Genomic DNA, 21,256 nt, shown 5'->3' on the forward strand with positions numbered 1-21,256 from the left:
GGAAGATGTGCCAAAAACAGCAGATACAGCAGATGATTTCGTTTTCTACAACGGACGAAAGTTAAGAAAGGGCTATACGACCGGGACCACGGCTACGGCGGCTTCGGTCGCAGCAACCAAAGCAATTTTAGACCAGGCTGATCAGGTCACCGTTGAAGTGCTGGCGGCCAATGGTCAAAAAGTGCAGTTCGATATTGTGGATTGTACCTTTGATAAACATTCAGCTAGCGTGGCAATCAAGAAAGACGGCGGCGATGATCAGGATGCCACTGATGGCATGCTGATTTACGCTACCGTGACCTTGCGAGAGGATAACCAGATCACGCTGGATGGCGGTAAGGGCATCGGTCGCGTGACCCAAAAGGGACTGGCGAATGCGCCAGGTATGCCAGCCATCAACCCCACACCGCGTAAGATGATTAAAACCAGTGTACGCAAAGTATTGGGTGATCAGGCCGGTGCCGACATTGTGATTTCAGCGCCGGAGGGTGAACGGGTCGCAAAGATGACCTATAACCCCAAACTGGGAATTGTCGGCGGAATTTCAATTCTTGGCACTAGCGGTATCGTGACGCCAATGTCCGTGGAGAGTTGGAAAAAGTCGATTTCGATTGAAATGAACATCCATAAGCAGCGCGGTGATACACGGATCATTTTGACCCCCGGTAATTACGGTGAAGACTTCTTAACGCAGCAGATGCACATTCCGAATACGCAGCAAGTTCAGATGAGCAACTTCGTGGGTTACGTACTAAAAGAAGTCCAGCGTCTAGGTTTTACCAAGCTATTATTAGTTGGCGATATGGGTAAATTCATTAAAATTGCCGGCGGTATCTTCTCAACCCACAGTCGGGACGCGGATGCCCGGGCAGAGATCATGGTGGCCAACTTAGCTTTGTTAGGCGCACCACTTGATCTGCTGAAAAAGGTCAATGACTCGATTACCACTATTGAAATGGTCGATTTGATCGATGAAGCCGGCTACCAAGCGGTCTATCAAGTGATCGTGGATAAGATTCAAAAACGGGCTGCCAGATTACTGGCTCACCGGCAGCCACACGTAGACATTGACGCCGTGGTCTTTTCCCAGAAAACGAAGCTGTTAGCTTCAACCAAGCCGATTGAAGAAATTGAGGCTGAGTGGAAATGATAACCGTTTTAGGAATTGGACCAGGGCGAGCCAGTCTGCGGCTCAATGGCAGTCAAAAATGGGTCGACCAAGCGGATCTCGTGATTGGCTCGCGCCGACAGCTTGATGCCTTTGATACCAGTCAGGCGACTGAAAAATTGTTTACCAAATTAAGCGAGCTGAAAACCACCATTGATGACTGGCTGGCCAATGGCAAAAACGTCGTGATCTTAGCTTCCGGCGATCCGATCCTGTACGGTATCGGCAACTGGACCATTGCCCAATTTGGGCGTGACGCGGTGCGGTTAGTGCCGGGAATCAGTTCCATTCAGTACATGTTTAACACGGTGGGGCTGTCGATGAACGATGTTTACTTAACCAGTAGCCACGGCCGCGTACCAGACTTTGACTTCTTGCTGACGCATCGGGTAGTGGGCATGGTCACTGACAGTCAGATTGGCCCCTTTGAGATTGGTGAAGCGATTAAAAAGCGCCATCTGCACCGAACCATTCTGGTGGGTGAACGGCTAAGCTATCCCGATGAACGAATTTCGAGTTACACCGAATCGACGGTTGAAAAACGCGATTATCAAATGAATGTGGTGATTATAAAAGATGAAGGATGAAGTGTTTTTAAGATCAAAAGTACCAATGACGAAGTCTGAGGTACGGGCATTAAGCATTGATAAGCTACGGCTACAGGGCAAGCACTCAATGCTGGATATTGGATCAGGCACTGGCAGTGTCAGTATCCAAGCGGCCTTAGAGTTTCCTGACCTGCAAGTAACGTCTGTTGAACACCATGATGATGCCATCGATATTATGCAGCAAAACATGGATAAGTTTAAGACGGCCAACATCGACCTGGTTAAGGGCGAGGCGCCGGATGACGTTCCAAATCAGATGTACGATGCCATCTTTGTTGGCGGCAGCGGGTCAAACCTTGAAGAGATTATTGATTTTGCACTCAGTCATTTAAATCCTGATGGTACCTTAGTGCTGAACTTTATTCTTCAGGAAAATGCAATGCAGGCATTCAGCTACCTTGATCAAAACCAGGCAGTGACACTGGAAATGTCTGAGGTCAGAGTTTCAAAGTGGCATGGATTAGGCAAAGGGCATTACTTTAAGCCGCAGAATCCAACGTTAATCATTAGTGCAACAAGGAAGGAATGAACGAGATGACAGTAGTAAGTTTTGTAGGTGCAGGTCCTGGCGACAAGGAGTTAATTACGTTAAAGGGGTATCGGCGGTTAGCGGATGCCGACATTGTGATTTATGCCGGTTCATTAGTTAATCCAGAGTTATTGGATTACTGCAAACCAGAAGCAGAAAAATTAGACAGTGCCAGCATGACGCTGCAAGACATTATTGAAAACATGGAAAAGGGTATCAAGGCTGACAAAAAGGTCGTTCGGCTCCAAACGGGGGACTTCTCAATCTACGGTTCCATCCGTGAACAAGTTGAGGAACTGAAGAAGCGCAACATTGAATTTGAATGCGTTCCCGGTGTCAGTGCCTTCTTGGGTGCCGCTTCCAGTCTGGGTGTTGAATACACCGTGCCAGAAATTGCTCAAAGTGTCATTATTACCCGAATCGCGGGTCGGACACCAGTGCCAGAAGGCGAAAACTTGCAAGCACTAGCCAGTCACCACACGTCCATGGTCATCTTCTTATCCACCTCACGGATTCAAAAGGTGGTTCGTGAATTATTGGCAGGTGGCTACAAAGAAACGACGCCGGCAGCGGTGATCTACAAAGCAACTTGGGCCGATGAAAAGTCCGTTCGCGGCACCTTAGCCGATATTGCCAAAAAGGTCAAAGAAGCTAATATCAGCAGAACGGCTCTGATCATGGTGGGTGATTTCTTAGGCAAGGACTATAACAATTCCAAGTTATACGACGCCCACTTTACCCATACGTATCGTAAAGGCATCAAGGATGACAAATGATTCTGAGAACAGCGCGGTTGCGGTAATTGCCTTAACCAAAGTTGGCTCAGCACTTGGCCGTCAGTTATGTACTAAAAATGACCGCTTTACGTTAGTGGTACCAGCAAAATATGCCCAGGCACACGAACAATCATTTGCACGCGGCGGGTTTAAAACAGCCTTTCGTGAACTGTTTCAAACCATGGACTGTGTGGTCTGCATCATGGCTACGGGCATCGTGGTGCGGACGGTTTCCACGTTATTGGTGGATAAGACTTCGGATCCGGCCGTTTTAGTCGTTGATGAAAAGGCCAACCACGTGATCAGCCTGTTATCCGGTCACGTTGGCGGGGCTAATGCGTGGACGTTGAAGATTGCCAAACTGCTGGGTGCAGATCCGGTGATTACAACCGCTACGGATACCGAACACGTTCAAGCACTGGATAATTTAGCCAAGCGCGTTCATGGCTACTACCCCGAGTTTAAATATCGGACGAAGCAGATCAATAGTTTGCTGGCAGCTGGCGAATCCGTTGAAATTTACGTGGCACCGGCTTTTAAGACCGCACTATCAGATCTACGCGGGTTTCACGTTTTGACTGATCTCAGTCAGCGTGATCCGCAGGTGCCGTTAGTGATTGTTTCTGATCAGGCACTGACCGATAAGTTTGTGAACAGTGTCCAGGTCGTCCCACGGGTGAACGTTTTAGGCATCGGCTGCCGTAAAGCGGTGTCCTATGACATGATGCAGCAGGCGTTCACGGAATTTTGTACGCAGTATCAGCTGTCCTGGCATTCAATTTGCGGGATCAGCTCCATCGACCGTAAGCAGCATGAAAATGCCATTCATTATTTGGCGGACACGCTTGGCATTTCAGCGACCTTTTATTCAGCTGCAGAGCTGAATCAGGTTGCTGATCATTATCCAGAATCTAAATTCGTGAAGCAGACGGTGGGGGTCGGCAACGTTGCCAATACTTCAGCAGAGGTACTGGCTGGGACGAAGACCTTGACGCCACGCTTCTCAACACATGAAGTTACCATCGCATTAAGTCGTCAAAATATATAGAAATTGAGGGTTAACGGTATGTTATACATTGTTGGTTTAGGACCAGGTTCCAAGGCATTAATGACCCAAGAAGCCATTGACGTCATCAAAAATACCCATACGATCGTTGGGTACGTGACTTATATTCATTTAGTTGAAGACATGCTTAAGGGCAAGAAGTTAGTCGTTACTGGGATGCGCGGTGAGATCGAACGGTCTAAGAAGGCCATTGAAATTGCGCAAACTGGTGAAGACGTCGCCATTATTTCCAGTGGTGATGCCGGTATCTACGGGATGGCCGGCTTAGTCTTAGAGTTAGCGGCTAAGGAAGACGTCCACATTGACGTGAAGGTCGTGCCAGGGGTAACCGCAAGTATCGGTGCTGCTGCTGCCTTGGGTGCACCTTTGATGAACGATTTTTGCCACATTAGTTTAAGTGACTTAATGACCCCTTGGGATGTTATTAAAGAGCGAGTTGACGCTGCTGCTAAGGCTGACTTCGTGATCTGTCTGTATAATCCACGCAGTAAGGGCCGGCCAAATAACTTGCGCGAAGCCCTCGACATTATGCTGAAATACAAGGATGAAAACACGGTGGTCGGGATTGGTAAAGACGTTGCCAGAAAACGTGAAATTATCAAGACCACGACCATTAAGGATCTTGATGAAACTGAGATCAATATGACATCGATCGTCATCGTTGGTAACAAGAACACTTACGTTGCAGATGGCCACATGATTACACCAAGGGGATATACACTATGATTTTGCTTCTCGGAGGCACAAGTGAAAGTTTAGCGGTCGCGGATGATTTAAATGCCCATCACTACTCATTCGTTTTATCCGTCACAACTGATTACGGTGCCGAGTTGGCTTTAAAGCATGCCCAAAACGTTTGCAAACAAACGTTAACACCAGAAACGTTTCATCACTTCTTTGTTGAAAATCACATCAAAGTCATCGTAGACGCGACCCATCCCTTTGCGCGGGTCATTTCGCAGACCGTGATCGAAGCGGCCAAAAAAGAGGGTATTCCATACATTAGATACGAACGAACTGGCCTTCTAGGTCAAGAAGAGGGACTCAAGTTAGTTCGGTCAACCGCAGAAGCCTGTCAATACTTATTGAAATTTCAAGGGAATATCTATCTGTCTACGGGCAGTAAGACCGCACCGGATTACGCTAAGCAGCTCGATGTGAGTCGGCTGCACGTCCGCGTCTTACCAACGGAACGGGTCATGAAACTGCTGACGGATGCCGGGTATCAAGCCAACCAGATCGATGCTATTCAAGGACCGTTTTCAGTTGAGTTGAACGTTGAACTATTTAAGCACGCTCAGGCCGTTGCCGTTGTGACTAAGGAAAGTGGCAAGCAGGGCGGTGTTCAGGAAAAAATTCAAGCCTGCCGGCAGTTAAACATTCCCTGTGTCGTGATTAAGCGGCCAGAGATCAGCTACCCGAAAAAGGTAACGGAGATTGCCGCGCTTGAGAAGGAATTGGAGGGCTTAAGATGAGTGGATTTGTTTCATTAGTCGGGGCCGGGCCCGGTGATCCAGAACTGTTAACGGTGTTAGGCCGCAGACGGCTGCTGGAAGCCGATGTGATTGTTTATGATCGGCTGGTCAATCCTTCACTGTTTATGATGTCCAGCGCCGATAAAGTCGACGTCGGTAAAATGCCCAACCACCATAAATTCAGTCAGTATAAGATCAATGAACTGCTGGTTGAACTGGCGACTCAGGGCAAGCGGGTAGTCCGGCTTAAAGCCGGTGATCCTTACGTCTTTGGCCGTGGTGGTGAAGAAGCCCAGTATCTGTGCGCCCACCACATTGACTATGAAGTCGTACCAGGAATCACCAGTGCGATTGCCGGATTAGCGGCAGCGGGCATTCCCATTACCCACCGTGATATGGCGTCTAGTTTTCACATCATTACCGGCCATCGCAAGGCGAATGGCCGTCAGCTAGATTGGGCAAACGTTGCCCAGCAGGAAGGCACCCTAGTCTTTTTGATGGGGATGAAGCAGTTGCCAGTGATCGTGGACGAACTCGTTAAAAACGGCCGTCCTGCCGATTCGGCCGTTGCCATTGTCCAGTGGGCCACCCGCTGGCAGCAACGCACCGTCACGGGTAATTTGAGTAACATTGTTGAGATCGCTAATCAAGCTCAGATCGGGGCACCGGCACTGATCGTGGTGGGTGAAGTCGTGAAGCTGAGAGATGAGCTGAACGTGCATTTGCCACTAGCCGGCAAGCACATTTTGATTCCATTTAAGGTCAACTCTAAGTTATCAGAACTGTTAAAGGATCAGGGCGCCAGTGTGGACTACTTTGAGCGGTCCACTAAACAGCCATTGCCCTTTGATATTCCAGACCTAGATAAACCAGAAACGCTGGTGATCGAAGACGCAGAAGCGTTTAAGGTCTTCTTAGACGTTTTATTAACTCATAACATTGATACGCGTCGGTTAAGCAAGTGGCGACTGCTGGTCACTAATACCGTGGCTCAAAGCCGGATTCGTCAGCTTGGCATCATTACCGATGGCCTGATTGTTAGAAATCAGCTGCCCAAGGCCGACGCCATCATCGTCATTGGTGAAGCCAATCAGCTCGCCCGTGAAAGATTTGCGGGAAATGAAACGCAAATCGTGACCTATAAACGGGTACCGGTGACCCACGAAATTGATCTCAATGATTTCCATGGCGTGGTCTTCCCGAGTTCGCTGGCGGTTCAAGACCTATTCGCCGGTATTTCAGACGAAGCTAAAAAGCAGTTAGTGACGATGCCGTGTCTAGCAATGGGTCGTCACGTGCTCAAGCAATGTCAGCAGTATGGAATGAAAAAGGTTCAGCTGACGTCGGCTGAACCCAAGGAAATTATCACTAAGTTAAAAGGGGTTTTGGATGATGAGTCGAACAGCGTTATTGATCGTTAGTTTCGGAACTACTTATCCGCAAACGCGTCAAGAAACAATCGAAGCAACTGAAAAGGCCTTTAAGAAGTCGTTTCCAGATGCCGACTTCTTCCGCGCGTTTACTTCTAAGATCGTGATCTCGCGGATCAAAAAAAATGAGGGGATCGCAATTGATACCCCTAAAGAAGCACTGGCCAAGATTATTGCGGCCGGCTATGACACGTTGCTGGTTCAATCGCTGCACCTGATTCCAGGCATCGAGTATAACCAATTGCTGGATCAAGTGGACAAGGTGGCTAGTCAATTTAAGCAGGTCACTGTGGGTAAACCGCTGTTAACGAGTTTTGAAGATTACCAGCGGGTGGTCGCTTTTCTAAAGGATGTGGTTCAGCCGCAATCAGCTGATGAAGCCGTCCTGTTTATGGGCCACGGTACCGCGCATTCCAGCTTTACCGCTTATGCTTGTTTAGACCACATGTTAATGGGCAGCCAGCACTACATGGGCGCCGTTGAAAGCTACCCTGACATTCAGTTTGAAATTGGCCGATTGAAGCAAGACGGAGTCAAAAAAGTGATCTTGCACCCGTTTATGTTAGTCGCCGGTAATCACGCCCATCGCGACATGGCATCTGAACGGCCCGGCTCCTGGCAGTCGCAGCTGGAACAAGCTGGTTTCAGCGTTTCGGCTAAGCTGCAGGGCATGGGCGCATACCCGACGATTCAAAACATGTTTATTGAACATCTAAAAAATGCTGAGAGGAAGTGATAGCAGATGACTAAATTATATGGAATTGGGGTGGGACCTGGAGATAGTGAACTGCTAACAATGAAGGCTGTAAAGGCGCTACAGAGCCTTGACATCATTTATACGCCATTTGCGCACAAGGGTCAGCGAAGTGTGGCTGAGAAGATTGCCTCGCCGTACTTTAAGGCGGACCTTGTGATTAAGAGACGCCATTTTCCAATGACTTTGAATTTAACCGAAAAGGAAAAAAGCTGGAAAGTGATCGTTTCAGAAATTATTGATGATGTTAAAGCCGGTCATAATGTTGGTTTTATTACGTTGGGAGATCCATCAGTGTACAGCACATACAGTTATTTGCTTGATTTGATCGATAAACGGATTCCGGTAGAAACGATTGCCGGTATCTCATCGTTTCAGCAAATCGCTGCAGCTACATCAATCCCGTTAGTGTTAGATGACGAACTTTTAGAAGTTATTCCTGCAACCGCGGATATGTCGCTGATTGAAAAAGCAGTCGACATCAATGACAATGTAGTCCTCATGAAAGTGGCGACGCATTGGTCAGAAATCTTTGGGTTGCTCGCATCAAAAAAATTATTGGGTCAGGCAATTGTGATTTCAAATGCTTCAATGGCCAACCAGCAATCGTTTAAGGTGGCTGAGCTGACCAAAGAGACCAAATTGCCTTACTTTTCAACGTTGATATTGAAGAAAAAATACCAATTTTGATTAACATCAGATGGGGTGAAACAAATGAAAAAAGTCTTTAAAAAACATATGGTACCAAAGGTAAGTGCTATTATCGGCCTGTGTTCATTATTATTCTTTGCGCTGTATCCTCGTGATGCCTACGCAATGCATATCATGGAAGGGATGCTGCCACCAAAGTGGTGCATCTTCTGGTTCGCGGTTAGCGCACCGTTCTTCATTTATGGGTTATACCGGATGAAGAAGATCGTCACGTCAACGACCCAAAATGCTAAGATCATGCTGGCACTTTGCGGGGCGTTCGTGTTCGTTCTTTCGTCACTCAAGCTGCCCTCCGTTACGGGTTCGTGCTCACATCCAACGGGTGTTGGGTTAGGCACCGTGATGTTTGGGCCAGGTGTGATGGCAGTGCTTGGTGTGATCGTTTTGCTATTTCAAGCGCTGCTGCTTGCCCATGGTGGGTTAACGACCCTTGGTGCCAATTGTTTTTCAATGACGATTGTCGGTCCATTTGTTGGCTTTGCTGTATATAAGATTTGCCGGGCATTTAAAGTGAACCGTTCAGTTTCACTATTCTTGTGCGCGGTACTCGCTGATTGGTCAACGTATGTGACCACGTCATTCCAGTTAGCAGTTGTCTTCCCTGATCCGACCAACGGTGTCGGTGGTGCGGTCATTAAGTTCTTGGGAATCTATGCGGTGACTCAGATTCCATTGGCCATTGCTGAAGGGTTCCTGACCGTTATCATCTACAACCTGGTTATTAGTAATAACCTTTGGAAGGAGACGGCTCTGGGATGAAAAAAAAGACGAAACAAAATATTATTATGTTGTTGATAGTATTGATTCTCGTGTTAGTACCGTTCGTTGTTGCCAAAGGCGGTTCATTTGCTGGTAGTGATGACGAAGGAACTGCCCAAATCAAAAAGAATGATCCGCACTATAAAGTCTGGATCCATCCGTTATGGACCCCGCCTTCAGCCGAAATTGAAAGTTTACTGTTCACGGTTCAAGGCAGCTTTGGTACCGGTGTGATCGCCTATATTCTGGGCAGTGCGCATGGCCGTAAAAAGGAACGTGCACGTCAGATTCACACCCAAAATGAAGCTGGTAAAGCTCGAACTGAAACCAGTGCAGCTAATGGTCGTTAAGAGTAAGGTGATAACATGTTAGTAATCGATAAGTACGCCTATTCAAACCGAATCGTAAAGTGGTCGCCGAAATTAAAGGGACTGCTTTGGCTGCTTGGCATTGTTTTAGCCTTTCAGCCAATTATTCCGATCAAGCTGGTCTTGATCGTGGTGGTCGTCTGGCATACCCTCTACGCGACAAAAATGTCGGGTCGAGTTTACTTACATTGGTTCTACGCGATACTGCCCTTCCTCTTACTGAGTATTATTGGCATTGTGTTCACCATGGCACCGAAAGCCAGTCAGATCTACTATCCGATTCACATGTTTGGCAATTACTTTGGCGTTTCCAAAGTAATGCTGCCTAAGGGGCTGCGACTCGGTGTGCAAGTATCCACAGCGGTTGTCTGCACGTACTGGTTTGCCCTAACCACACCGTTTCAGCAGATTATTTTAACCTTAAAGGCGATTCATATGCCATCATTGATGATTGAAGAGGTCATGCTGATGTACCGGTTCATCTTTATCTTTATTGAAGCATGCGAACAGATCTACCGGGCGCAAAAATTACGCTTAGGTTACCGCACTTTTCGCTTATCCATGCATTCAGTAGGCGTGTTAGTCAAAATGCTGTTTGAGCAAGTCATGATCGATTACCAGCAAATGGTGTACGCGCTGGATGCGAAGCTGTACGATGGTGAATTTAAAGTTGGAGAGGATGATTAGCTGATGATCGAACTTAAACACCTTGATTTTGCGTATGAAAAAAATCATCCGATCTTAACGGATCTTTCGGCTAAATTCGGTGAGGCTGGTTCCAATGTCGTGGGTGTTATCGGTCCGAATGGGACTGGTAAGTCGACCCTGTTTTTGAACTTGGTGGGAATGTTAAAACCCACTGGCGGGCAAATTCTGGTGGATGATCAGCCCATTAACTATTCCAAAAAGGGCTTGAATCAACTGCGTCAAAAAATTGGCATCGTCTTTCAAAACTCCGACCAGCAGATCTTTTACTCGATCGTCAAAGATGATGTGGCCTTCGCTTTGCATAATCTAAACGTGCCTGAAGATGAAATCAAGCGCCGGGTGAATACGATCTTAAGGGAACTCGATATTAGCGAACTAAAGGACCGGCCGATTCAATATCTCAGCGGCGGGCAAAAAAAGCGGGTCGCCATTGCCGGTATTCTGGTTTTAAACTCGGAATGGCTGTTATTGGATGAACCGACCGCTGGGCTTGATCCGGATGGTAAACGGCGCATGGTTGAACTGATCAAACACCTGGTCAGCCGGGGTCAAAAGATCATTTTGTCCAGTCATGACATTGACTTTATGTATGAGGTCTGCGATTACTTCTACATTTTGCGCGATGGTCAGATTGCGAAGTCGGGTAAAAAAGAAACCGTTTTTGACGATGAAAAAATGCTGTTGGAGACCAAGCTTGACCAGCCGTGGTTGGTTAAAGTCCATCAAAAATTGCATCTACCACTCTATTCCAATGAAGCAGAACTGTTTGCTGACAAGGTTTTAAGAGCTAAGCTAGCGAAGTTAGAATAGGTGGTGCACCAATACTCGTAGCTGTAGCTGCGGGTATTGGTCAATACATAATGAAGCAGAGTATTCTGCGAATTTCGCGTTATGGGAGGTATATGACATGTGTGCAAAATCGATTATGTTTCAGGGAACCGCTTCGGATTCTGGTAAAAGCTGGAACGTTGCTGGACTTTGCCGAATATTAAAACAGCAGGGCTTAAAGGTGGCACCGTTTAAATCGCAAAACATGGCGCTGAATTCCTATATCACTGATGATGGTAAGGAGATGGGCCGGGCGCAAGTTTTTCAGGCTGAAGCAGCTGGTGTCGCGCCAGACGTGCGGATGAATCCACTGTTGCTGAAGCCGTCGACGGATTCTGAATCGCAGGTGGTCTTTATGGGCCGCGTTCTTAAGAATATGAGTGCGGTCGAATACCAAAACTTTAAGCCGCAGCTCAAAGACAAGGTGAAAGCAGTTTATGACGATCTGGCAGCGGAAAACGATGTTATGGTGCTGGAAGGTGCCGGCAGTCCTGCTGAAATTAATCTGAACGACCAGGACCTCGTTAATATGGGGATGGCCAGAATGTCCAATAGCCCAGTTATTTTAGTTGCCGATATCGATAAGGGTGGCGTCTTTGCTGCTATTTACGGTACAATTAAACTGTTGCCGCCGGAAGACCAAAAACGGGTCAAGGGCATCATCATCAATAAGTTCCGTGGCGATGAATCGCTGCTGGAGTCAGGCAATCAAATGATTGAAAAACTGACCGGTGTACCAGTGATCGGTGTGTTGCCAATGACGACCATTGATCTGGACGAAGAAGACAGTGTGGCATTGGAGCGGAAATCACGGGTCAAAGATGATACGAAGGACCTTGACGTGGCCGTGCTGGCGTTACAAAAATTGTCCAACTTTACTGATTTTCATAGTTTGGAGATTCAGCCAGACGTGTCGGTTCGCTACGTCTTAAATACCAGTGAACTGGGGAAGCCAGACCTATTGATCATACCCGGCAGCAAGAATACCAATGAGGATATGGCCTACTTGAAAGCCCACGGTTTCGTGGAAGCTATTCAAAGCTTGCACGCAGCGGGGACGCAAATCGTCGGTATCTGCGGCGGTTATCAAATGCTGGGGACTGAAATGGTCGATAAGCACCACGTTGAATCCAACCGGAAAGTTCAGTCAGGACTGAATTTACTGGATACCAAGACGGTCTTTACTCAAGAAAAGACCACGACTCAGGCGGTAGCTAAGCGCCATGATCAAGTGTTATATGGCTATGAGATCCATATGGGTGAGACCACGTTAGGCAGTCAGGCCAAGCCGTTCTCCGTAATCACTGAAAACAACGGCCAGGCGACTGAGCGTGAAGATGGCGCTATTAACGCGGATGGCAGTGTCTGGGGAACTTATCTGCACGGCATTTTTGACAATACCGTGTGGGCCCGGCAGCTGCTGGATCAACTGCGGCATAAAAAGGGCTTGAAGTCGCTGACGGAGGTTCATCAGTCAATGGCTGAGTACAAGGAACAGCAGTATGAAAAATTGGCTAAGGTCTTCAAGCAGCACGTTGATATGCAAAAAATTCAGCAAATTATCGCAGATTCTGATACTGATGTAAGGAAGTGAGCGCAATGGAACACCCCTATCCGGTGGTGATCGATTTATCTAAAAAACAGGTGGCAGTCATCGGTGGCGGTCACGTGGCAGTGCGCAAAGTTAAGGGCTTATTGGCAGCCCACGCTAACGTGACGGTGATCAGCCCGCAACTGGATGCCGCCATTGATCAGAACGCTGTGACGTGGCAGGCTAAGCAGTTTGAGCCGGCCGATATCAAGAACATGGATATGATCATTATCTGTACGTCAGATAGTGCCGTTAACCGGATGGTGGTGGCAGCCGCCACGCACTTTCAACTGGTCAATGATGCCAGTGATAAATCGCGGTCGGATTTTTATAACGTTGCGCGAGTGGAGTCGTCAGACTTGCTGTTAACGGTATCGACCAAGGGCGCTTCACCTTCAAAGGCTAAACTCATCAAAAACAAATTAAAAGAATGGCTAAACCAAAACGATTGGTTTAACGGAAAGGAAAGTTAGTATGTACGTCGTATGCGTGAGTCTGAACTACCAGCAACTTCCCATTGATGTGAGGGAGCAGCTGGTGTTCAGCAAAAAAGAGCTTGAAAAAGCGAATAAATTACTGAGCTCAGAAAAAAGTATTCTTGAAGAAGTGATTCTGTCAACTTGTAACCGAACGGAAGTGTACGCGGTAGTTGACCAGATTCATACTGGTCGCTATTACATTAAGCGCTTCTTAGCTAACTGGTTTCATATTGACCTCGATCAGATCAGTGATTGGGCGGTGATCGACTTAAAGGAAGACGCCGTTGCGCATTTGATGCGGGTATCAACTGGTCTTGAATCACTTGACCGGGGCGAACCTCAAATCTTGGGCCAAGTTAAACAGGCCTTCTTTGCGGCCCAGGGCTTCCACACAACCGGTGTGATTTTAGATCATCTCTTCCAGCAGGCCATTTCATTTTCCAAGAAGATGCATACGCAATACCGGGTCAGCGAACTGTCGAAAACGTCGGGCCAGACCGCGTTACATCAAATCAAAATTAAGCTGCAGACTTTAGAAGATAAAACCTTGGTCATTGTCGGTATGGGCCAAATGGGGCAGCACGTTTTGAAAAACGCCAGCACGATGAAGTTTGACCAAATCATCATTATGAACCGTACGAACGAGAAAGCTGAAGAGCTTGCTCAGCAGTACGAAGACAACGTTCAGATGCAGCCGTGGCAAACGCTGCAGGAGACGGTGAACCAGGCGGATGCCGTGATCATGGCAACTTCAGCCAAACAGCCGTTACTGCAAGACGGTGATCTCAGTGATGCCCGTCTACAGATCATTGCTGATCTGGGTGTACCACGAAACGTGGCGTCAAAGAAACTATCGGTCAACGTTGATTACTACGATATCGATCATCTTTCAGAGATCATTTCCAGCAATCACGCGCTGACCCAGCAGATGCTGCGGCAAATGGCGAGTCACGTGCCGAGTGAAGTGACTGACTTTTACGCTTGGCAGCGGCAGCTCAACGTGGTGCCAGTTATTCGGCAACTGCGCGAATCGGCGCTGACAACCGAGAAGCAGGTCTACGACAGTCTGTTGCATAAGTTGCCTGAGCTGGACGCCCACCAACGTAAAGTGATCAGTAAGCACATGAAGAGCATTATTAACCAAATGATCAAAGAACCCATTAAAGAAGTGAAAGAACTCTCCGCACAAGAAGATGCCCAGGTCGATCTGGAATTTTTCTGCCAAATTTTTGGGCTAGAAGCGGTTGAGAAGAAAAAAATTGAGAAGAAAAAAGAGGAGGCTGGCGTCCATGAAGACTGATTTTATCGTTGGGACGCGACAAAGCAAACTGGCGATGCGGCAAACGCAGATCGTGGTTCAACTGCTCAAAAAAAAGTTTCCCAAAGCTTCCTTTTCGGTTAAGAAAATCGTGACGGAAGGCGACCGGAACCTCAAGGATAGCCTGCAAAAAATCGGCGGTAAGGGTGTTTTCATTAAGGAAATTGAACAGGAAATGATCGATCAAAAAATCGACTTTGCGGTTCATAGTCTAAAAGATGTTACACCCGTCCTACCAGATGGTTTAATGATCAGTGCCTATCCAAAACGGGAATCACCGTATGACTGTCTAGTCTCTGCGCAGCCCTATCAAAGTTTGGACGACTTACCAAAGGGCGCCCGGATCGGGACGAACAGTTCGAGACGGCAGGGGCAGCTGCTTTACCTGCGGCCGGATCTAGAAATCGTGCCGATTCGCGGCAACGTTGATACCCGACTCAAAAAAATTGCCACTGAGCATCTGAACGGTGTGGTCCTAGCTGAAGCCGGGCTTAACCGGTTAGGTGTTGACCTGTCGGACTTCTATCAATTGAGTTTGAAGGAAACAATCCTGCCAGCTGCTGGTCAAGGCGCCATTGCAATTGAATGCCGCCAAGCGGATGCGGACACCAGAGCCTTATTGGCAACGATCGATGACCAGCAGACCCGCGAGTGTGTTACGGTAGAAAGAGCCTTCCTGCGTAAGCTGGGCGGTAGCTGTAACTATCCCATCGGCAGTTACGCCTATGAGGAAGATACTAAGATTCAGTTTACCGGTTTAGTGGCTTCTACCAATGGTCACAAGCTGTTTAAAAAGGCTCAGCAGGGCGCAATTGACGGTCCAGTTGGGACGCAGGTCGCGCAGTCGTTAATTGATGAAGGCGCTTTAGATTTAATCAAATAATTTTTAAGAAAGAGGATATATTAACTATGTTAACTTTTGATCGTCACCGTCGTTTAAGAAGCAGTGCAGCAATGCGGGATCTGGTTCGTGAGACCCACTTGGAGAAATCCGATTTGATCATGCCAGTTTTCGTTGATGCCACCATTACGGACAAGGAAGAAATCAAGTCCATGCCCGGCGTTTACCGCTTCAGTCTAAATACGATCTTGGATGAAGTGAAAACGATTGTTGACCTTGGCATTCAATCAATCATTATCTTCGGTATTCCGGATCACAAGGATGACGAGGGTACTGGTGCCTGGGAAGACGACGGCATCGTGCAGCAAGCCATCCGCAAGATCAAGGCGGCTTATCCGGATCTGATCGTGATTGCCGATACCTGCATGTGTGAATACACGTCTACTGGTCACTGCGGTATCGTTAGGGACGGTGAAGTCATCAACGATGAATCACTTGAATACCTCACTAAGACGGCCGTTAGTCAAGCTAAAGCGGGTGCTGATATTATTGCACCTTCTAACGCCATGGACGGTTTCGTGGCCGCTATTCGTCAAGGCTTGGATAAAGCCGGCTTTAAGACGCTGCCAATCATGTCGTATGCGGTTAAATATGCTTCTAGCTTCTACGGTCCATTCAGAGACGCAGCGGATGGTGCGCCAACCTTTGGTGATCGGAAGGGCTACCAGATGGATCCTGCTAACCGCTTGGAAGCACTGCGTGAAGTTGCCAGTGACGAAAAAGAGGGGGCTGACTTCGTGATGGTGAAGCCCGGCATGGCCTTTTCTGATATTATCCGTGATGTCCGTAACTCAACTAATTTGCCACTGGTTTCTTACAACGTTTCCGGTGAATATGCCATGGTCAAGGCTGCAGCCCAAAACGGCTGGATCGACGAAGAAAAGATCGTTAATGAAATCTTGGTTGGCCTGAAGCGTGCTGGCTCTGATCTGATCATCACTTACTTTGCCAAAGATGTTGCTAAACGAATGAACTAGCTGGAGGAAAAAACGTGAGAGATTTTAGTAATTCAAAACGAGCTTTTGCAGAAGCAGATAAATACATGCCGGGTGGTGTCAACAGTCCGGTTCGTGCCTTTAAGAATGTCGGCGGCGACCCGCTGTTCATCGCTAAGGGCAAGGGTGCTTACATTGAAGATATTGACCACAACAAGTACATTGACTACGTGTTGTCTTGGGGCCCATTGATTTTAGGCCATGCTGACGACAAGGTGGTTGCAGACTTACAAGACGCCACCACTCGCGGAACCAGTTACGGTGCCCCAACTGAATTAGAAACGGAACTGGCTGAGAAGATTCAAGCCATCGTTCCTTCATTGGAAGAGATGCGGATGGTCTCTTCTGGGACTGAAGCCACAATGAGTGCCATTCGTTTGGCACGTGGGGTGACTAAACGCGATAAGATCGTGAAGTTTATTGGGAACTATCACGGCCACAGTGACTCATTGCTAGTGGATGCTGGTTCTGGGATGGCCACCTTTGATATCAATACGTCACCGGGTGTCCCGAATGCCTTGGCTTACGATACCTTAACGGTTGCCTACAATGACGTTGAAGGGGTCAAATCACTCTTCAAGGAACACGGCAAAGAAATTGCCTGTGTAATCGTTGAACCAATTGCCGGTAACATGGGTGTCATTCCAGGGACCCAAGAATTTCTGCAGACTTTAAGAGATGAAACCACCAAGTCTGGCTCACTTCTGATCTTTGATGAAGTGATGTCCGGCTTCCGGGCTGCTTACCACGGTGCTCAGAGTTTGTACCATATTAAGCCAGACTTGACGACTTTGGGTAAAGTTGTTGGCGGCGGTTTGCCCGTTGGGGTCTTTGGCGGTCGTCGAGACCTCATGGAAAACATTACCCCAGCTGGTAAGATCTATCACGCCGGGACGTTATCCGGTAACCCGCTAGCGATGACTGGTGGACTCAGCACGCTGAACCAACTATCAGAAGACCTCTACACTAAGATGACGGCGAACACGAAACGCTTGATGGCTGGCATTAAGCAGGCTGCGGATGATCACGGTGTACCAATGACCGTTCATTCCGTTGGGACGATGTGGAGCTACTTCTTCAACGCTGGGCCAGTCAATAACTTTGATGACGTTAAAGCAAGTGATACTGCCTACTTTGCTAAGTTCTTCAAGCAGTTGCTGCAACAGGGCATCTACACGGCACCGTCACAATTTGAAACGAACTTCATGTCCAGCAAGCATACGGATGTTGAAATTGATAAAACGATTCAGGCCTTCAACAACGCCTTTGACGCGGTTCAAAAGCAGGGCTAAACGGATTTAAGAGGAGGGTCATAAATGTCACAGCTAATGGTCGTTACGGGTGGCGCTAAAAGCGGCAAGTCGGTCTTTGCCGAAAAGCAATTATCGACCAGCCAGCATATCTGCTACTTGGCAACCGGTGTGATGAAACGTCCCGATCCGGAAATGAAGTTACGCATTATGACGCATCAACGACGCCGGCCAGATACTTGGCACACGGAGGAACGCTACCGTGATGTGGCAGGTTTTATCACGGCACACCGCTTCGATGGGTTCTTACTCGATGATGCCACGATGCTGATCACGAATCTGTTCTATGATGACATGATAGCGCGGGCAAAACAGCAGCACGTTGAACTGGATGCCTTAATTGAGTCGCTGAGTCGTGATGAATTAAACGCGGTGACCGAACGGATGCACGCTGAATGGCAGCACATTGTTGACGCCCTCCGGCAAACGGATCAAAAGATGATTATCGTTACTAATGAAGTGGGCTTGGGCATCGTGCCGGCAACTAAGCAGACGCGGGTGCTCCGCGATCTTTATGGCCAGGTCAATCAGTGGCTGGCACAGGCGGCTGACAGCGTCTATTTTGTGATCAGCGGGTTACCGCAGCGTTTGAAGTGATCTTCTGGAGAGGAGAGTTGTAACATTGGCTTTTTTAATTACTTATCCTGAAGAAAAGGTTCCGGCGGCATCGCAACGTGAATTAGCGCAAGTTGCTCAGCCACTGTATATCCCGTTACGTCACTTACAAGCGGTTGCCATTTCTAGCGAAGATCGGCAGTTGATTGAAAATGCTCCGTACGTCGTTGTGACCAGTCCGTTTGCGCTTAAATGCCTCTTGGACCAGTTTCCGGCGACTACGATAACCGGTACCGTTCTGGTACTGAGTCAAAAGATGGCAGGTCAACTCAAACAACACCATTTTGACCGGGTCAGAATTGCCGAAACCGAAAGCCAGGCTGGTCTGCAGCCATTACTGGCACAGGTACCCGGTCACGACGTCGTTTGGTTAAGAGGTAATTTAAGCGTGAAGCATAATTTACTAACCATTTTTCCCGACATTCAGACGGTTCAACTGTATCGAAATGAGTGGAATGCTGACCTGATGGCGCAGGTGATGGCTTTGATCGGTCAGCATCGGATCACCCGGGTGCTAGTAACTAGCCCGTCTAGTTATCAGCGGTTGACGCAGATCATGCGCCAGCTGCCGCAAAACTTTGACGTGCAGCGTTACTACACCCTGGGGTCAAGTACACAAAACGTCATTCAGGCTGATCACAATGCGGCATTCTGTCCGGCTAAGCGGCAAGGGGTGCTGGTTCAGTCACTGCACCAGATGTATTTGGATGAAAAACAATCTTAAAGTGGTGAACGGAATGAATAGCTTCCGAGATTTAACACTCATTGACTTGCCATCGGGCGATTCTTTAGTGATCGCCTGTGATGTCAGTGCCGGCATTGGTGCTAAGAAAGACGATGCCGTGACGTCACCGATTAACGTTGTGGCTGCCGGCTCGCTACGAGTGGTGTTACTGGAACTGATCTGCTTTGGCGCTAAACTGCTTTGCGTGGTGGACACCTTAGGCAATGAGATGGATCCAACTGGCGTTCAAGTGATCAAAGCGTTGAAGGCTGAGCTGGCTTCAGCCGGTCTGTCAGACGTGCCGATAAACGGCAGTACCGAAGACAACATGGCGACCTTAACCACGTCGGTGGGGATTACCGCGATTGCGCAAAATGAACGTGTCGCTCGCAAAGCTGATGGGACCGTAAGCGTTTATCAGTTTGGTGAACCCCGCGTTGGTCTTACTAGCCTCGCAACGCTGGTTTCGTATGACGAGGTACGCCGTATTCGCCAGCGACCAGAAGTAATCGATATGCTGCCGGTGGGCTCCAAGGGCATTGCCTACGAGGTTGGCCAAATGGCGCAGACAAATCAGCTGCTAAATTATGATCGTGAGGCTTTAGCAGATGACTACTACAGTCAATCGGCTGGGCCGGCAACGGTTATCCTAGTGGGCGTTAAGAAAAGCGCCAGTGAGGCGTTCGTTCACGCCTTTCCCGATGCCGTTTACGTCACTGATTTGAAAGCTTAAATAACTATTTAAAAAAGCTGGGATTATTCTATGATCAAGGCATTAATACTGTACGCGCAATTTTTTACCCGACTGCCAATTCCGGTAGAGATTAACAATCCCGGTGATCAGTTTAAAAATAACATGCAATTCTTTTCTATTTTTGGCGTGTTACTGGGGCTGCTTGAAGGCGCACTGTTCTTTGTGTGGGCTCAGATCTTTCCGCTGTGGTTTGCCTGGGTGCTCTTTTGGATCGGTGACGGTCTGATCACTGGCGGCTTTCACTTGGATGCCCTAGCGGACACCGCGGATGCGCTGTTTTCGTCTCGTAAAGTCGAGAAGATGCGAGCCATTATGAAGGACAGCCGACTGGGCACCATGGGCAGCTTGGCGCTAGTTTACTTTTATTTGATCGTCATTGGGGCTGGAATTGCGATCATTAACCGCCAACCCAATGTTTTAGCCATTACCAAATTAGCCATTATCTGTGTGATGATCACTAAAAGTGGTATCTCACTGCTTTTCTTCCACATGCATTACGCTGGAAAAAGCGGTGGGCTCGCTAGTATCTGGGAAGGCATTAAAACCTGGCGACTGCTCGTCAACCAAGTGATTGCGCTGCTGCTCATCGGTTGGCTGCTTGGCTTAAGTGGCATTGTGAGCTACGCTGCAGTGATCATCGTTTCGGTTGGGTACCGCCACTTTTTCTATAAGCTTTTCGGCGGGCTGACCGGCGACACGGTCGGCTGCTACGCCGAACTCAGTCAGGCAATCTTTCTACTGGTGTATGTCGGTCTGCAGCTGAAGTGTCAGGGGCTATTCGGATGAAATTATATTTAACCCGGCATGGGGAAACCACCCTTAACCGTGAAAGAAAATTCTATGGTTCTTTAGACGTCTCAATCGATGAAACGGGGGTCAAGCAGGCCCGCTCAGTTGCTCAGCAGTTGGCTGATAAGCAGTTTACCACCGTTTATATCAGCGGCCTGAAACGATCACTGGAAACGGCAACGATTATTTTAAACCAGCACGCACCCGTTCCGGTGATTCGAAAACCAGGGCTTAACGAGATGGACTTTGGGGCTTGGGAAGGCCTGAATGCCAATGAGATCCAGGCACGATTCCCGGTTAAATGGCAGGCCTGGCTCGACAGTCCCTTTAAGGTCGTGCCAACGCAGGCAGAAGGGTTTATGGCGTTTAAACAGCGAGTGATTGAAACTGTCAAACCAATTATCAATGATCACAGTCAAAAAGCTGTGCTCATCGTTGCGCACCGGGGAACACTGCGCATTATCAATCAACTCTTCTTTCCCGAAGTGGATTACTGGACGCCGCAGTTTGATGCGGGAACCTATACGTTGATTGATACGGAACAGCTAAAAGCTTAATTTGTACAAAAAAGACTAAACTGTCAATTTAATGACATTATTT

At 48.1% G+C, this 21,256-nt stretch carries 25 protein-coding genes; all 25 read left to right on the plus strand.

The window, feature by feature from the left end:
- The first annotated feature begins 7 nt into the window (after nucleotides 1-7).
- The 25 genes from cbiD to CES79_RS02560 all read left to right on the plus strand — a co-directional run bounded on the left by cbiD (nucleotide 8) and on the right by CES79_RS02560 (nucleotide 21,213).
- Nucleotides 8-1,150, plus strand: a complete 1,143-nt coding sequence (cbiD, locus tag CES79_RS02440; RefSeq protein ID WP_054656037.1) for a cobalt-precorrin-5B (C(1))-methyltransferase CbiD — start codon at nucleotides 8-10, stop codon at nucleotides 1,148-1,150.
- Complete coding sequence (locus tag CES79_RS02445) at nucleotides 1,147-1,755, plus strand: cobalt-precorrin-7 (C(5))-methyltransferase (protein ID WP_054656035.1); 609 nt, start codon at nucleotides 1,147-1,149, stop codon at nucleotides 1,753-1,755. Before cbiD ends, CES79_RS02445 begins: the two co-directional genes overlap by 4 nt.
- On the plus strand, nucleotides 1,745-2,305 hold the full coding sequence (locus tag CES79_RS02450) for a decarboxylating cobalt-precorrin-6B (C(15))-methyltransferase (RefSeq protein ID WP_054656032.1): 561 nt from the start codon (nucleotides 1,745-1,747) through the stop codon (nucleotides 2,303-2,305). The genes CES79_RS02445 and CES79_RS02450 overlap by 11 nt, the downstream gene beginning before the upstream one ends.
- Before the next feature lie 5 nt (nucleotides 2,306-2,310).
- Nucleotides 2,311-3,081: a cobalt-precorrin-4 methyltransferase gene (locus tag CES79_RS02455; protein ID WP_089136206.1), complete on the plus strand. Its 771-nt coding sequence runs from the start codon at nucleotides 2,311-2,313 to the stop codon at nucleotides 3,079-3,081.
- Complete coding sequence (locus CES79_RS02460) at nucleotides 3,071-4,129, plus strand: cobalt-precorrin 5A hydrolase (protein WP_089136207.1); 1,059 nt, start codon at nucleotides 3,071-3,073, stop codon at nucleotides 4,127-4,129. Before CES79_RS02455 ends, CES79_RS02460 begins: the two co-directional genes overlap by 11 nt.
- A gap of 18 nt (nucleotides 4,130-4,147) precedes the next feature.
- Nucleotides 4,148-4,873, plus strand: coding sequence for a precorrin-3B C(17)-methyltransferase (cobJ, locus tag CES79_RS02465; protein ID WP_054656030.1), 726 nt, complete (start codon nucleotides 4,148-4,150; stop codon nucleotides 4,871-4,873).
- A complete protein-coding gene (cobK, locus tag CES79_RS02470; RefSeq protein ID WP_089136208.1) occupies nucleotides 4,870-5,622 on the plus strand; it encodes a precorrin-6A reductase in 753 nt (250 codons plus the stop codon). The genes cobJ and cobK overlap by 4 nt, the downstream gene beginning before the upstream one ends.
- Nucleotides 5,619-7,043 (plus strand): uroporphyrinogen-III C-methyltransferase, encoded by a 1,425-nt coding sequence (gene cobA, locus CES79_RS02475; protein WP_054656028.1) that lies wholly within the window; start codon nucleotides 5,619-5,621, stop codon nucleotides 7,041-7,043. Before cobK ends, cobA begins: the two co-directional genes overlap by 4 nt.
- On the plus strand, nucleotides 7,015-7,788 hold the full coding sequence (locus tag CES79_RS02480; RefSeq protein WP_089136209.1) for a sirohydrochlorin cobaltochelatase: 774 nt from the start codon (nucleotides 7,015-7,017) through the stop codon (nucleotides 7,786-7,788). The genes cobA and CES79_RS02480 overlap by 29 nt, the downstream gene beginning before the upstream one ends.
- Before the next feature lie 6 nt (nucleotides 7,789-7,794).
- Nucleotides 7,795-8,496: a cobalt-factor II C(20)-methyltransferase gene (locus tag CES79_RS02485; RefSeq protein WP_089136210.1), complete on the plus strand. Its 702-nt coding sequence runs from the start codon at nucleotides 7,795-7,797 to the stop codon at nucleotides 8,494-8,496.
- Between the two features lie 24 nt (nucleotides 8,497-8,520).
- Nucleotides 8,521-9,276 (plus strand): energy-coupling factor ABC transporter permease, encoded by a 756-nt coding sequence (locus CES79_RS02490; protein WP_089136211.1) that lies wholly within the window; start codon nucleotides 8,521-8,523, stop codon nucleotides 9,274-9,276.
- Nucleotides 9,273-9,626 carry an energy-coupling factor ABC transporter substrate-binding protein gene (locus tag CES79_RS02495; protein WP_054656026.1) on the plus strand — a complete coding sequence of 118 codons (354 nt, stop codon included), beginning with the start codon at nucleotides 9,273-9,275 and terminating at the stop codon, nucleotides 9,624-9,626. Before CES79_RS02490 ends, CES79_RS02495 begins: the two co-directional genes overlap by 4 nt.
- 15 nt (nucleotides 9,627-9,641) lie before the next feature.
- Nucleotides 9,642-10,331, plus strand: coding sequence for a cobalt ECF transporter T component CbiQ (gene cbiQ / locus CES79_RS02500; protein ID WP_054656023.1), 690 nt, complete (start codon nucleotides 9,642-9,644; stop codon nucleotides 10,329-10,331).
- A 3-nt stretch (nucleotides 10,332-10,334) separates the two neighbouring features.
- Complete coding sequence (locus CES79_RS02505) at nucleotides 10,335-11,162, plus strand: energy-coupling factor ABC transporter ATP-binding protein (protein ID WP_089136212.1); 828 nt, start codon at nucleotides 10,335-10,337, stop codon at nucleotides 11,160-11,162.
- Nucleotides 11,163-11,259: 97 nt separating this feature from the next.
- Complete coding sequence (locus CES79_RS02510) at nucleotides 11,260-12,774, plus strand: cobyric acid synthase (protein WP_089136213.1); 1,515 nt, start codon at nucleotides 11,260-11,262, stop codon at nucleotides 12,772-12,774.
- Nucleotides 12,775-12,779: 5 nt separating this feature from the next.
- A complete protein-coding gene (locus CES79_RS02515) occupies nucleotides 12,780-13,244 on the plus strand; it encodes a precorrin-2 dehydrogenase/sirohydrochlorin ferrochelatase family protein (protein ID WP_089136214.1) in 465 nt (154 codons plus the stop codon).
- A gap of 1 nt (nucleotide 13,245) precedes the next feature.
- Nucleotides 13,246-14,550 (plus strand): glutamyl-tRNA reductase, encoded by a 1,305-nt coding sequence (hemA, locus tag CES79_RS02520; RefSeq protein ID WP_089136215.1) that lies wholly within the window; start codon nucleotides 13,246-13,248, stop codon nucleotides 14,548-14,550.
- A complete protein-coding gene (hemC, locus tag CES79_RS02525; RefSeq protein ID WP_089136216.1) occupies nucleotides 14,540-15,451 on the plus strand; it encodes a hydroxymethylbilane synthase in 912 nt (303 codons plus the stop codon). The genes hemA and hemC overlap by 11 nt, the downstream gene beginning before the upstream one ends.
- Before the next feature lie 26 nt (nucleotides 15,452-15,477).
- Nucleotides 15,478-16,446: a porphobilinogen synthase gene (gene hemB / locus CES79_RS02530; protein ID WP_054656021.1), complete on the plus strand. Its 969-nt coding sequence runs from the start codon at nucleotides 15,478-15,480 to the stop codon at nucleotides 16,444-16,446.
- A gap of 14 nt (nucleotides 16,447-16,460) precedes the next feature.
- The gene (gene hemL / locus CES79_RS02535; RefSeq protein WP_054656019.1) at nucleotides 16,461-17,756 is read left to right on the plus strand and encodes a glutamate-1-semialdehyde 2,1-aminomutase; all 1,296 of its coding nucleotides are present in this window, start codon (nucleotides 16,461-16,463) and stop codon (nucleotides 17,754-17,756) included.
- Nucleotides 17,757-17,780: 24 nt separating this feature from the next.
- A complete protein-coding gene (locus CES79_RS02540; protein WP_054656017.1) occupies nucleotides 17,781-18,371 on the plus strand; it encodes a bifunctional adenosylcobinamide kinase/adenosylcobinamide-phosphate guanylyltransferase in 591 nt (196 codons plus the stop codon).
- A gap of 25 nt (nucleotides 18,372-18,396) precedes the next feature.
- Entirely contained in the window at nucleotides 18,397-19,113 is a 717-nt protein-coding gene (locus CES79_RS02545) for a uroporphyrinogen-III synthase (RefSeq protein WP_159459445.1), read from the plus strand.
- A complete protein-coding gene (locus CES79_RS02550) occupies nucleotides 19,097-19,846 on the plus strand; it encodes a hypothetical protein (protein ID WP_225362287.1) in 750 nt (249 codons plus the stop codon). The genes CES79_RS02545 and CES79_RS02550 overlap by 17 nt, the downstream gene beginning before the upstream one ends.
- Before the next feature lie 30 nt (nucleotides 19,847-19,876).
- Nucleotides 19,877-20,653: an adenosylcobinamide-GDP ribazoletransferase gene (gene cobS, locus CES79_RS02555; RefSeq protein WP_089136218.1), complete on the plus strand. Its 777-nt coding sequence runs from the start codon at nucleotides 19,877-19,879 to the stop codon at nucleotides 20,651-20,653.
- Entirely contained in the window at nucleotides 20,650-21,213 is a 564-nt protein-coding gene (locus CES79_RS02560) for a histidine phosphatase family protein (protein ID WP_054656013.1), read from the plus strand. The genes cobS and CES79_RS02560 overlap by 4 nt, the downstream gene beginning before the upstream one ends.
- The last annotated feature ends 43 nt before the right edge of the window (nucleotides 21,214-21,256 follow it).

The organism is Secundilactobacillus silagei JCM 19001, from assembly GCF_002217945.1.
In the GTDB taxonomy this organism is placed as follows: Bacteria; Bacillota; Bacilli; order Lactobacillales; family Lactobacillaceae; genus Secundilactobacillus; species Secundilactobacillus silagei.